Source organism: Cytobacillus sp. IB215316 (assembly GCF_033963865.1).
Taxonomy (GTDB): Bacteria; Bacillota; Bacilli; order Bacillales; family SM2101; genus Nanhaiella; species Nanhaiella sioensis.
In genome coordinates this window covers 15,259-29,266 of record NZ_JAXBMC010000020.1, presented here as the reverse complement: position 1 = coordinate 29,266, position 14,008 = coordinate 15,259, and the positions used below count along the sequence as shown (strand labels likewise).

13 protein-coding genes are annotated in these 14,008 nt (G+C 35.2%); all 13 read right to left on the bottom strand.

Annotated elements, in window-relative coordinates:
• Nucleotides 1-144: 144 nt before the first annotated feature.
• The 13 genes from mfd to yabG all read right to left on the bottom strand — a co-directional run bounded on the left by mfd (nt 145) and on the right by yabG (nt 13,889).
• A complete protein-coding gene (mfd, locus tag SLH48_RS20250) occupies nt 145-3,678 on the bottom strand; it encodes a transcription-repair coupling factor (protein ID WP_320259597.1) in 3,534 nt (1,177 codons plus the stop codon).
• A 398-nt stretch (nt 3,679-4,076) separates the two neighbouring features.
• Nucleotides 4,077-4,307 (bottom strand): anti-sigma-F factor Fin family protein, encoded by a 231-nt coding sequence (locus SLH48_RS20245; RefSeq protein ID WP_214484080.1) that lies wholly within the window; start codon nt 4,305-4,307, stop codon nt 4,077-4,079.
• A gap of 69 nt (nt 4,308-4,376) precedes the next feature.
• Nucleotides 4,377-4,934 carry an aminoacyl-tRNA hydrolase gene (gene pth / locus SLH48_RS20240; RefSeq protein WP_320259596.1) on the bottom strand — a complete coding sequence of 186 codons (558 nt, stop codon included), beginning with the start codon at nt 4,932-4,934 and terminating at the stop codon, nt 4,377-4,379.
• 330 nt (nt 4,935-5,264) lie between these two features.
• On the bottom strand, nt 5,265-5,891 hold the full coding sequence (locus SLH48_RS20235) for a 50S ribosomal protein L25/general stress protein Ctc (protein WP_320259595.1): 627 nt from the start codon (nt 5,889-5,891) through the stop codon (nt 5,265-5,267).
• Nucleotides 5,892-5,977: 86 nt separating this feature from the next.
• Nucleotides 5,978-6,925 (bottom strand): ribose-phosphate diphosphokinase, encoded by a 948-nt coding sequence (locus SLH48_RS20230; RefSeq protein ID WP_320259594.1) that lies wholly within the window; start codon nt 6,923-6,925, stop codon nt 5,978-5,980.
• A gap of 77 nt (nt 6,926-7,002) precedes the next feature.
• On the bottom strand, nt 7,003-8,376 hold the full coding sequence (gene glmU, locus SLH48_RS20225; protein WP_320259593.1) for a bifunctional UDP-N-acetylglucosamine diphosphorylase/glucosamine-1-phosphate N-acetyltransferase GlmU: 1,374 nt from the start codon (nt 8,374-8,376) through the stop codon (nt 7,003-7,005).
• 464 nt (nt 8,377-8,840) lie between these two features.
• Nucleotides 8,841-9,128 carry a septation regulator SpoVG gene (spoVG, locus tag SLH48_RS20220; protein WP_214484085.1) on the bottom strand — a complete coding sequence of 96 codons (288 nt, stop codon included), beginning with the start codon at nt 9,126-9,128 and terminating at the stop codon, nt 8,841-8,843.
• A gap of 133 nt (nt 9,129-9,261) precedes the next feature.
• Nucleotides 9,262-9,636, bottom strand: coding sequence for a RidA family protein (locus tag SLH48_RS20215; protein WP_320259592.1), 375 nt, complete (start codon nt 9,634-9,636; stop codon nt 9,262-9,264).
• A gap of 21 nt (nt 9,637-9,657) precedes the next feature.
• Entirely contained in the window at nt 9,658-10,482 is an 825-nt protein-coding gene (gene purR, locus SLH48_RS20210) for a pur operon repressor (protein WP_320259591.1), read from the bottom strand.
• A 56-nt stretch (nt 10,483-10,538) separates the two neighbouring features.
• Nucleotides 10,539-11,408, bottom strand: coding sequence for a 4-(cytidine 5'-diphospho)-2-C-methyl-D-erythritol kinase (gene ispE, locus SLH48_RS20205; RefSeq protein WP_320259590.1), 870 nt, complete (start codon nt 11,406-11,408; stop codon nt 10,539-10,541).
• A 165-nt stretch (nt 11,409-11,573) separates the two neighbouring features.
• Nucleotides 11,574-11,759 (bottom strand): small, acid-soluble spore protein, alpha/beta type, encoded by a 186-nt coding sequence (locus tag SLH48_RS20200; protein WP_214484089.1) that lies wholly within the window; start codon nt 11,757-11,759, stop codon nt 11,574-11,576.
• Between the two features lie 524 nt (nt 11,760-12,283).
• The gene (gene veg / locus SLH48_RS20195) at nt 12,284-12,553 is read right to left on the bottom strand and encodes a biofilm formation stimulator Veg (protein WP_214484090.1); all 270 of its coding nucleotides are present in this window, start codon (nt 12,551-12,553) and stop codon (nt 12,284-12,286) included.
• Nucleotides 12,554-13,004: 451 nt separating this feature from the next.
• A complete protein-coding gene (gene yabG / locus SLH48_RS20190; RefSeq protein ID WP_214484091.1) occupies nt 13,005-13,889 on the bottom strand; it encodes a sporulation peptidase YabG in 885 nt (294 codons plus the stop codon).
• Nucleotides 13,890-14,008 lie beyond the last annotated feature (119 nt).

Sequence of the window (14,008 nt, the reverse complement as noted above, 5' to 3'; positions counted from 1 at the left end):
TGATTAAAGTGTTGTCCATGTATAAATCACCATTGTTGACATTAGTATCCTCTTCAAACAAAGAACTATACATAAAGAAAGCATAATTTTTCAAAATAAAAACAAACATACAGTATCGCCAATTAATATTACAAATAAACCTATTTATACAGTTTTTAATTGCTCTTCCTTAACGTCAGCCAGTTTTTTTAGGAAATCGTACATTGATGCTAACCATTGCTGAGCAGGAATACCTTTTGTGTGGAAAACAACTTTTAATTGTTTGCCTTCCATACCTAACCCAATCAATCGCCCATATTGTTGTGTAAGCTGAACTAACCTTTGAACCTCAACATTACCACTCTGCTCTTCACTAAATAATATTGTTACTTCATGTTTCACCTGTTTAATTGATAGTATCTTTTGTTGTATTGCGTAAACTTTAATTTCAGCAATTTGAAATAAATAAGATACTTCATCTGGGTATTCCCCAAAACGGTCTGTCATGTCCTCTTGAAGATCTTCTAAATCATCTAGTGTAGTAATAGCTCTAAAGCGTTTATACATGTCTATTTTTTGTCGACCATCAGAAACGTATTGGTCAGGGATATATGCATCAACCTCTACGTCTATTTCTATATCTGGATCTGTTGCAGTTGGTTCATTTCCTCTTCTTGCGTCAATTGCCTCTTTCAGCATTTGGGAATATAAATCAAATCCAACAGTGTCAATAAATCCATGTTGTTGCGACCCTAACAAGTTCCCTGCTCCTCTTATTGACAAGTCACGCATGGCAATTTTAAAACCAGAGCCTAGCTCTGTAAACTCTTTTATTGCTTGCAATCTTTTTTCAGCAACTTCTGATAAGACTTTGTCTTTACGATGTGTAAAATATGAATAAGCTACACGGTTCGAACGACCGACCCTTCCTCTAAGCTGATACAATTGTGATAAGCCCATTTTATCTGCGTCAAATACAATTAACGTATTAACATTTGGTATATCAACACCTGTTTCAATGATGGTTGTACTAACAAGGACATCGATTTCACCTTCTAAGAAATTAAGTATGACAGATTCCAGCTCGTTTTCAGTCATTTTTCCATGTGCATACGCAACTCGTGCATCTGGAACGAGCATAGAGATTTCCTCGGCTTTGCGTTCAATATCTTCAACACGGTTATAAAGAAAGTATATTTGGCCACCTCTAGATAGTTCTCTTTCAATGGCCTCTCTAATGAGTGCACCATTATATTCAACTACATAAGTTTGCACTGGAAATCTATTCTCAGGTGGTGTTTCAATTACAGACAAATCCCTGACGCCTAACATGGACATATGTAACGTTCTAGGAATAGGTGTTGCTGTTAAAGTTAATACATCAATATTAGCTTTCATTTGCTTAATCTTCTCTTTATGTGTTACACCGAACCGTTGCTCTTCATCAATGATTAACATCCCTAAATCACGAAATGAAATATCTTTAGACAACACTCGATGAGTACCTACAACTAAATCAATCGTTCCATCTTTTAAGCCTTTAATTGTTTCGAGTTGTTGCTTACGAGATCTAAATCGGCTAAGTAAACCTATATTAATTGGATAATCTTGAAATCTTTCTTGAATAGTTTCGTAATGCTGCTGGGCTAAAATCGTTGTCGGCACAAGGATAGCAACCTGCTTTTCATCAACAATTGCTTTAAATGCTGCTCTGATTGCTACTTCTGTCTTCCCGTACCCTACATCACCACATAATAACCGATCCATAGGGCGCTCTTTTTCCATGTCTTTTTTAATTTCCCCAATTGAACGTAGTTGATCTACTGTTTCTTCATATGGGAAAGCCGACTCAAACTCTCGCTGCATATCACCATCAGGGCTATAGCTATACCCTTTACTCGCTTCTCGCTCTGCATATAGCTTAATTAAGTCATCAGCAATATCTTGTACTGAGGACTCAACCTTTTTCTTAACCCGTTTCCACTCTGTTCCGCCAAGCTTATACACTTTTGGATCTTTTCCTTCTGAGCCAACGTATTTTTGCACTTGATTTATTTGTTCGACAGGAACGTATAGCTTGTCACTACCTTGATACTCAATATGAAGATAATCTTTGTGTATACCATTGATTTCTAGCGTCTCAATTCCAATATACTTACCGATACCGTGATTAATGTGAACAACATAATCGCCAACCTTTAATTCTGAGTAGCTCTTAATTCTTTCTGCATTGGATAGCTTCTGTCTCGGTTTCGTTTTTTTCGTCCTATTTTTAAACAATTCTTCCTCAGTAATAACTACTAGCTTTTGTAAAGGCAAATCAAAACCTGTGTTTAAATCCCCAATAACAATTTGATTTGTACCTGTTATTATTTTGTCATTGCTATCAGTTGTAGCAAAATTCAAATCATAATCTTCAAGAACATGTTGTATCTTCTTCTGTCTTTCTTCATTCGGAGCCAAAACTACAACAGTATAATTTCCTTTTTTCCATCTTTCTAATTCGGTTTTCAATACATGCATTTGCCCAAAGAAGCTTTGCATTTGCTTACAAGTAATATTGACAATATTTTGTGGACTTGTTTGCTGAACATGCCTTAAAAACAAAGAAAAATAAATAAGCGGCTTGTCTATCTTTTGTATAAGAGTAGAAAAATGATGAGACAGCTGTAAATCATGAATAATTTTACCTTCGGAAAGTAAGCTCGTGTACCATTCAGCTTCTTCTTTATCTAAGGTTGTCGTAATATCTTGGATACGGCTCATTTCATCAAATAAAATAAGACCGTTATTAGGTACATAGTCTAGTAAACTTGCAGGCTTTTCATAGAAAAGAGATAAATATTTAAATACTTGACTCGGAAGTTGGTCATTTTTTAATTGTTCTATTTCAGCAGTAATGTTTTCCACTAATAATTTTTTTACATCACTGTCCTTTGTTTTTTTCAAACTTTCTCCAAGTTTATCTTCTATTGAGTTAATTACGTGATCGATTTTATCGTTACTTATTAGAATTTCAGTTGACGGACCAATCGTTACTTTTTCTATCTTTTGCAATGACCGTTGATCATCAATTGCAAATGTACGTATTGACTCTATCTCAGTATCAAAAAGTTCTATTCTAATTGGAAACTCTTCAGTTAATGGGTATATATCAATAATGCCACCCCTAACACTGAACTCTCCGGGTGCTGTAACCATTGATGCTCTTGAGTAACCCATTAATACAATTTTATTTAAGCATTGATCTATGTCTATGTCATTTCCTACTGAGAAATTTAATTGATAGCTATCCCAAACTTCTTTTGGGGGAAGTAACCTTTTTATAGCTGCAACAGGTGCTATGACAATACCTTTTTTTGATGAACACCAATAATCCAATACCTCTAGACGCTGTCCTTTTAATTCTGGACTAGCAGTTCCTATCTCTGACGCAATTGTTTCATTCACTGGGTATAGAAATACATGATCACTACTTAACAACCCTAGTAAATCATCATAAATCTTCTGCGCTTGAAAGAGGTTATGTGTCACTATTAGTAACGGGCGATTTGTATCTTTATAGATTGAAGCAAAAAATAAAGATCTAGCTGATCCTGATAATCCAGCTACAAGCTGCTCTTTAAGCCCTTCATCAATGCCGTTTACAATTGAAGCCAAATCATCATTATATAAAAAATACTCTTGTATACCTAACATTCAACCCCCTCCTCTCGAATGACTTAGCAGGGTTTAATAATATTCTAGTTATATAAAATGCGTTACACTTTTTACAAATTTTTTTAAAACTTTGTTGCTATTGCTAAAGTTAGTGCGACTTTCATCTGTAAATGAGAAGAAAAAACGCATCGAACTTTATATCTTAGTACGAAAAACTACAATCAATGCGCAAACAGCCAAAATAAATAAAAAAACTTCTTTATTGCATACGTTACTATTTTATGCTAGATCAAACTGTATGCGTTATTATCGTAAAAAAGATAATATATTCAGAACTCTATTTGTATGATATGTTTATTTGCTTACGCAAAACAACTTAATGTTACAAAATAATCAACATTAAACAGGAAAATACTTTGGTATTAGACCAAAGCTTCTCACTGAATAAATGTTTCATATAGATGGAAATCTGGATTTCGGTTTAATGCTTCTTGACAATCCTCACAAATTGTTAATACTTTGATATCACCGTTATCTTCGTAGGATAACATCTCTTGACGTTCCTGATCAGAAAGTAATTGAAATCCTAAACTTTCAGTATATAGTGATACTCTTTCAATACTACCAACTTTTATACCACAATGCCTGCAATAATAATGGAGTGACATTTGTTATCCTCCCAATTGGTTTTAGTGATAGTATTTACGCAATCCTAGGAAGTTATTCAATTTCATTGATTAATTATACTTATTCATTACTTGTAAAAAAGGTGATGAAATCCAATCTTCACATACATCTGTTGAAACCTTTATAGCATCATTTATCTTTTCAATTTCATCATCAACAAATTTTGTAAGAACATAATTTGGAATTGCCATGCCATTCGTTGGCCTCCCAATTCCTATACGTACTCTTTTAAACTCTTGAGTGCCAAGATGATTAACTGTGGATTTAATTCCATTATGTCCACCAGCACTTCCTTTTGTTCTTAAACGAATTTTTCCTGTTGGCAAATCCAGGTCATCATAGATAATCAATAGATCTTCAATAGGTATATCGAAATAGTCCATTAACGGCCCAATACATTCTCCTGATAAATTCATATATGTAAGCGGTTTACATAATATTACTTTTTCACCATTATACATACCTGTTCCATATAATCCTGAAAACTTAGATTTATCTATATCGATATTAAATCGTGTCGATAATTGATCAATAACCATGAAACCTACATTATGTTTTGTTAGAGCATATTCTCTACCAGGGTTTCCTAAACCTACAATTAATTTCATCAAGATTCCCCCATATGTATAATAAAAAACGCAAGCACCAGACTCATCTAGACTAACACTCATGTAATTCACAAGAAGGAGCTTTTTGCCTTCCTTCGGATGAATTTTTAAAGCTGTCTCGGGTGGATAGGCGCTGTAGTAGCTAGACATTATAGACCACACTAGCTTCTCATACACATCCAACAAGCACTAGAACCCCATGCCTACAAAAAGCACAACGATGCTTTTGAAGGATGGGGTTAAGCAACTTCGACAAACCCTAGATAAAGTTTTCTTAATCTCGAGCAAGTTCAACTCAATTTTGGCTAATCACTTTATGCGTAAGCATACCTACTCGTCAACTGTCTCTCTACCTTCAACATTATCAGGTTGCCCAGTTTCTTGTTCTTCACCACTATTTATTTCATCTTCTTGTTTTGGAGGTAAAATGGATGCAACTACTTCACTCATATCATGATTAATGTCAAATTTATCTACTGTTTGAATGTCACCAATAGATATCGTTTGACCAACTTCCAGGTTAGACACATCTATATCAATGGAAGTTGGGATATTAGCAGGTAACGCCCTTACAGAGACTTGGTGTAACGGTTGCTGGAGTACTCCGCCATCCTTGACACCAATTGCATCACCAATGAGTTGAATATTTACATCAACCTCAACTTCTGACTTCATATTAACAACTTGAAAATCCGCATGCACTATGTCACTTTTTAATGGGTCTTTTTGAATATCATGCAACATCACTGAATGTTGATCATTATTAAGTGAGAGCGTAATAATACCATTGCGACCAGCTTCTTTTATCGTTTTCAGAAAATCTGCCCCGTGAATAAAGATCGCCTTACTCTCATAATTCTCACCATAAATAACTGCAGGGATTTTACCTTCCTCACGCAATTTCCTAATTGATGAATGTTTAAAATCTTGCCTCTCATTTGCTTGCAATAATGCCATTCTATTCACCTACCCGTTTGGTTTGTGTACTCGTCCTATGAGTAACTTTCCCCAAAACCGGGTAGAGATAAACCTAATAATAATAATTAATCAAATAAAGCACTTATTGATTCTTGTTCATGGACACGGACAATCGCTTCTGCAATTAGAGGAGCAACAGAAAGCTCTACAATTTTTTCGATTCTCATATCATCATGTAATGCAATAGAATTGGTAACGACTAACTCTTTTATATTTGAATTCTGTATTCTTTCAATAGCTGGCCCCGATAAAACCGGATGTGTACAGCATGCATACACCGATGAAGCACCATTTTCAACGAGTGCATTTGCAGCCAATGTAATCGTTCCTGCTGTGTCAATAATGTCATCAATTAAAATGGCAGTTTTACCTTGAACATTACCAACAATATTCATTACTTCGGCTACATTCGGTTTAGGTCGACGTTTATCGATTATTGCGATAGGTGCTTTCAAACGATCGGCCATTTTCCTTGCACGGGTCACACCACCGTGATCAGGAGAAACAATCACTATATCCTCAAGACCTTTACTGTTGAAATAATCTGCTAAAATCGGTACACCCATTAAATGATCAATTGGAATATCGAAAAAGCCTTGTATTTGTGGAGCGTGTAAATCGAGTGTTATAACACGTGTTGCTCCAGCGGTTTCTATGAGGTTAGCAACTAGTTTAGCAGTAATCGGCTCACGAGAACGAGCTTTTCTATCTTGACGTGCATATCCATAATACGGCATAACAATGTTAATGGTTTTTGCAGACGCTCGTTTTAAAGCATCAATCATAATTAATAATTCCATTAAATTCTGATTCACTGGTGAGCTTGTTGACTGAATAATATATACGTCACAGCCTCTGATGCTTTCTTCGATATTAATCTGTATTTCACCATCACTAAAGCGAGCAACAGCAATTTTTCCTAATTCGACTCCTATAACTTTAGCAATTTCTTCAGCTACACCTTGATTTGAGCTAAGTGTAAATACTTTTAATTTTGGATCGATTGATTGCATTCTCCTACTAACCTCCGATAATCATTATCTTAGTTATTGTAACAAATCCAGACGTTGTTAAAACATATCAGAATAAATTATTTCTTTTTTCGCAAACGGTTAACATATTGTTCTTTATTTACTTGTTGCGCACGGGCAATAGATAGTGCACTTCCAGGAACATCTTTTGTAATTGTAGAGCCTGCAGCCACATATGCTCTTTCTCCAACTGTAACTGGCGCCACTAAATTAGAATTACATCCGATAAAAGCGCCATCCTCTATTTTAGTTAAATATTTATTTTGACCATCATAGTTCACTGTTATTGAGCCGCAACCAATATTGACACCTTTACCTACCTCAGCATCTCCAATATAACTTAAATGCGAAGCTTTACTGCCATCTCCAATGATAGACTTTTTCACTTCTACAAAGTTACCAATTTTCACTTCATCTTTTATTAAAGAATCAGGTCGAATATGTGCAAAAGGACCAATATTAACTTCATTACCAATCTCACTTTGGTGTACCACTGAATGACGAATAACTGACTGGCTTCCTATTTGACAATTTTTCAGCTCTGTATGAGGACCTATTGTACAATCAGTTCCAATAACTGTTTCACCCTCTATGATAGTTCCCGGGTGTATAGTTGTATCCTGACCAATTTGAGCATTTGATGATATATATGTTGAATGCGGATCAATGATTGTCACTCCATTTAACATATGGTAATTATTTATTCGCTCTTTCATTATTTGTTCAGCTTCTGCAAGTTGAATTCGGTTATTTACTCCTAACGTTTCTGAAAAAGATGGTGTTTGGTAAACAGAGACTGTTTCACCTTCATTTTTCAAGATTCCTACTACATCGGGTAAATAATACTCACCTTGTGAATTATCATTTGATACTTGCTTTAATGCATGAAATAAAGCTTTGTTATCAAAACAATAAATTCCTGTATTAATCTCTTGAATACTAAGCTCTTGATCGTTGGCATCCTTATGCTCAACAATCTTTTCGACTTTGCCTAGATCGTCTCTAACAATTCTTCCATAGCCTGCCGGATCATTTGCAATAGCTGTTAAAATAGTCACTTTTGCTTTTGTATGGTCATGGTGCTCCAACAAAGATTTCATGGTAGCTTCAGTAATAAGTGGGGTATCTCCATATAAAACAATAGTAATACCGTCTTGCTGTTCTAATTGCGGAGCTGCTTGTAATACAGCATGCCCTGTACCTAGTTGCTCCTTTTGTAACACAAAATCACTAGTGTTACCAAGCTGCTCTTTCACTTGTTCAGCACCGTGTCCTACTACAGTTATCAACTGCGATACACCTATTTTTGTAACTTCTTCGACAACATGTTGAACCATCGGTTTGCCACAAACAGGGTGTAAAACTTTATATAATTTTGACTTCATTCTTGTACCTTGCCCAGCGGCCAATATTACCGCAAATCGGTTTTTCATCTACAGGCCTCCAATGTAACCTTTTTATCCACTATGAATATTATCTCAAATAGCCTCCAATTTCAAGGAAACATCCGTAAGTACATTATATTGTCAGAATAAACATTAAAGAATGAGCATAGGGTCATTTATTAATTATTAGAAGATTTATATGAGGGGAAAGTTCAACCTAAGTCTCTTTCGTAAATTTGTTGCTCATGTTACTAATATGAGCATAGGGAGATAAATTTTTAGGAGCTGTCATCATTTCTTCGAAGAAATGATACCACGCAATGTAGTTGTATATGTGTTTGATCCTAATATGAAAAAGCTATGATTAATATGTAAATAGCTTAGACAACCAAAATGCCTTGTAGAAAGTGCGGTAACATCCATTTATATAAGTCTAACTGTACCATACACTTACGTGAAAAAGAGCCTTTCATCTGTGAAGGCTCTCTTGGTGTAAAAAATATTAGTATTTCTTATGAAGCACCCGCTTCTTCATATTCTTCTATCTCACCAAGTCGGTGATATTCTGCTAAAACTGCGTCTTGAATCTTCCCACGAGTTGTTGAGTTAATCGGGTGGGCTATGTCACGAAAATCCCCATCTGGAGTACGTTTACTTGGCATCGCAACAAACAAGCCGTTATTCCCATCAATTACACGAATATCATGTACAACGAACTCATGATCTAAAGTAATTGATGCAATCGCTCTCATACGACCATCGGTATTCACGCGGCGTAATCTTACATCTGTTACTTCCATTCTGTTCACCACCTTTTCCCAATTTAAAAGACTTAGTATGTTATTCAACACAATTTTTGAGTTTTCCTGCAAATTATGTAAATTTTTTTGAAAATATTAGGTCGGTATAGTAAACATAGGAATTTTAAACTAATTATTTAATCAATGCGATTACTTCAATCTCTACTAGAACATCTTTCGGTAGTCTTGCAACTTCAACACATGATCTTGCTGGTTGATGGTTGGGAAAATATTCACTATAAACTTCATTTATCTCAGCAAAGTCATCCATATTTTTTATAAAAACTGTAGTTTTTATAACTGTATCGAAAGAAGCACCTGCCTCTTTTAATACAGCTTTCAAATTAGCAAAAACTTGGTGTGTCTGTTCATCCACATTCCCTTGTACAAGTTCACCGTTAGGTTTTAACGGGATCTGTCCAGAACTAAAAAACAAATTATTTACAACCATCCCTTGAGAGTACGGACCAATGGCTTGAGGAGCCAGATTTGTTTGGATTTTTTTCATAGCAATTCCTCCATCCTCTAATTACTTTAAGAAATTAAAATAATTACCTATATTAACTTCTATTTTCTTAGCCTTAACGTCTACCTCAGTCAGCTTTACTAACGAAATATATTCATCAACAAGCCTCTCTTCAAGGCCCTCTGATTCCACAAGCACACCTATCCCTGCTACATTTGCTTTGAATTCTTCGAGCATGCTAATCATGCCGTTTATCGTTCCTCCAGCTTTCATAAAATCATCGATAATCAGAACGTTAGCTCCCTCATCTAAGCTTCTTTTTGAAAGAACCATCGTTTGTATTCTTTTTGAAGATCCAGAAACATAGTTAATACTTACTGTTGATCCTTCAGTCACTTTGCTATCACGTCGAACAATTACTACAGGAACGTTTAAATATGATGCAACTGCGTAAGCTAAAGGGATTCCTTTAGTAGCAACTGTCATAACCACATCTATCGGACGATCGCCATATACAGCTGCAAATAATCGACCTACTTGGTTTACAAGTTGGGGATGACCTAATATATCTGTCATATATAAATATCCTCCCGGTAACAACCGGTCCGGCTTCGCAATTAAATGACATAAGTCATTAATTGTTAACGTAGCTTCTTCAGAAGATACGCCAGGAATATATTTAACACCACCAGCTGCACCTGGCACTGTTAGTAAAGTCCCTATACCTTGCTGTTCAAAAGTTTGTTTAACTATCGCCAAATCTTCACTTATAGATGATTTCGCTGAATCATACCTTTCTGAAAAAATCGTTAAAGGTAAAAGTTGATTGGGGTGCTGCAATAAATAATTTGTCATATCGACTAATCGACCGCTTCTTCGTATTTTCATTCTCGATTCCTCCAAAATACGAATATTTTATGTAAATATATCATTAACATACGTATTTAATCAAGAGTGATTCTTTCACCTAGCATTCTTACCGCGAATACTTGATCACAAAATCCTCTTAGCCCATTGTATACTCTCTGCATTCTAGAATCGTGTTGAACTAAACCAAACACCGTTGGTCCACTTCCGCTCATCAATACAGCATCTGCACCAAAACGTTTCATCTGCTCTTTTATTTGTGCAACCTCAGGCTGCATCTGAAATGTAACATCTTCCAAAACATTACCTAAGAGTGAGCATATCAAAGGATAATCATGCGCCCGAATAGCATCTACCATTTCATCTACTCTTGGGTGTTCTACATTATTAAGATCTAGTCTTCTATATACTTCTGCAGTAGAAACACCTATTGATGGTTTTGCTAACACAACCCAACAATGCGGTGGTGGATCAATGTGAATGATCTTTTCTCCACGTCCCATCGCAAGTGCGGTTCCTCCATAAACACAAAATGATACATCCGAACCTATTTCAGCACCTAATGACGCCAGTTCATCAATTGTTAATCCAAGGTTCCACAATTTATTCAAGCCCCGTAATGTGGCTGCTGCATCACTACTACCTCCTGCTAGACCAGCCGCAACCGGGATCGTCTTTGTAATACCTATCGATACTCCCTTTTGCACTCCAAACTTCTTTTTTAATAACTGTGCGGCTTGATATGCTAAATTTCTACTATCATCTGGAACGAAGCGACTATGCGATACGATAGAAATGGTATCTTCTGCTAAATCAATTAACTCAATTCGATCGGCTAAATCTATCGTAGTCATAATCATTTTCACTTCATGGTATCCATCTGGACGCTTATGTAATACATCTAAGGATAAATTAATTTTAGCTGGCGCCTTAACCAAAAGTCTCAAAATCTTCACCTACTTTTCGTTCTTCCATTGTTATAACGTCATTTTACCATATATTATACACATAATATTCATTGCAGAAATTGAATAATGACTTCAATCAATTGTAATGCAAGAAAACCGAAGCTACTAGGCTTCGGTTATCGCAGTTATTTAATCGTTTATTTATTACTTTTGTTTATCATTATTTACAAGGTTTGCTTCAGCAAGTTCAATTGCGCGCTTCACCATGTTACCAGCGTCTCTTGCACGAATCGCTCCCCAGCCTTCATTACGAACAGTGTCATAAAAACCAAGTTCTTTCGCTAGTTCTTCCTTAAATCGATCCGACATTATTCCGCGGCGTCTACCCAACAAAAGCAACTCCTTTCAAAATAACTACGACACTCTTAGTATAAGGACAAAATTACTAATAATATGAAACCCTAAATATTCCTTTTAACATAGTTTCGGGCTAAAAACTGGAGCTTAAGAGATGCAATTAATATATTTCCTTAATACATCAACACTCTCCATATGTAAAATGTTATACATTCTATCTATATAAAACATCGGCCCTTGTAGAAAAACTAGAAGAAGTTTTATACCCTCGCAACTTGTCATCATTACAAATGAAGACATATAACTAATTCGTATTCATTTTTTTATATAAAAACAACTTTTAACGTAAAAAAACAGCCAAATTAAAGGCTCTTTCCGTAACTTTGTTGCTATTGCTCTTCAACTAGAAGATTAAGATATTGTCGAATTACGTAACAGACATCCTTTTATAGAGGAAAAGATTCCACCATGAAATCTAAATTCGTGTTTATTTTTTTAAAGTACGAATACAATAATCTATGCGAAAACAGTCAAAATTAAAAGCAGCAAACTAAGGTTTACTGCCCGTTAACAGCTATATTCCCTGATGCGTCTTCAGAAAATGTTAATTGAACTGTTTCAGTTAGGACATCTGCATAACTGTATGAAACACGTTCAAATGCATTTTCAGCTTGATCTAACTCAACTACAAAAACGGATGGATATGTTTCTGCCAGAACACCCGAACGTTCAATCGTTTTTCTACGACCACCGTTTGCTTTCAAGGTAAGTCGTTTGCCTAGATTCCCATCTAATGCCTTTTTTATATCTGACAATGTTTTTCCCATAATCGCTCCACCTCACGATATCAATTATAGCAAATTAACAAAAAATAGTCAAATAAAAATTTCATTATATCAACGATCTATTTTGTTTGTCAATGAAAATAATACAACAAAATTCCACTTTCCTCTACAAATATTTTTACCAATTATTAATTAGATATGTAAATTGTTTTTTTATGTTAGATATTTGCTTAAAAAGTTATATATACAATTATTTTTATATCGGCTATTTTCTTATAGATGGTTGTTTTCGCACAAAGAATATAAACCTATTTCCATCTATCATTCTTGACATATTTTTTACATTTTATTTATGAGGATTGGATAAAACCCCCACCTTACTGATCGTATAAATAAAAGATCGTTTTCGCATTAATTGTTGTTTTTTGTATTAAAGAAAAAAGGCGTACACAACTAAAAACTGAGTCGCCACAAATGACAACCCAGTCAGTATTTACTCTTCTTCTTGTTGTAGTTTATATGGCATCCCAGTTCGTAACACGCCCCTTGTTTCAATCCCTCCTAATCCCTTTTCTCCTGTAAGTGTATTACGAAGTACTTCCCAAACATTTATTCTATCAACAAATGGAGTAAAACTTATTTTTGATACAATATACACAGGATCTAAAGCATGAATATTAATTCTTGAAGGTGAGCTAGCAAAATTAGCTCCTGCTCTTATTAGTGATTCAAAATGAGATTGACACGCACCAGCAAAGATGACTAACTGATCCAAGTGGGGTATTTTATTTCGTGCTTGGCGAACGGTTTGGACAAAATACTTTGAGTGTCGATATGCTTTCAAATCAGATTTATCACCTTTGGCCTTTGTATATGCATCATGACCTGTTACAACAAGAATATCCGGCCTGAATTTCTCAATATAACCAGTTACTTTTTGAGGCATCTCTTTCTCATTACAATGTATTCCAAAAACAGGAACACCAATCTTCTCATATAAAGCCAAGCATTTCTTTAAATATAACGGGTCACCATCTAAATGCAACACTTTACCAGGCAATTGGAAAAAATCAAATGTGTTAGCATAACCTTCTGTTGCATAATATTCACTCTTTTGCCTAATGAGTTGATACTCTTGACGGAATAGCTTATAAGATTGCTCAATCTTCTCTTCATCGACCTTTTTTCTTTTCTTTTGTTCCCTTTCATTGATAACAACAATATCTTCATAAGGAGCATCTGCGACAAGTCTGACATCTTCTCCATACAAAATCACAATTTTATTTCCATGCTTATCATTGTTAATGTTGATCACACGAAATAACAAATCACATTTATACGACTTGCGAGCAACAATATCGCCAATACATGCATCCATACTCTTCACTCCAGCAACAATTTGAGGCGACTCTTTAAATCCAAATGTTTTCCTTTACTTAGGCTATGCAACATCTATGTCTGTTGTGATAAGAAATGCCGAAGTACCTATCCCCCAAA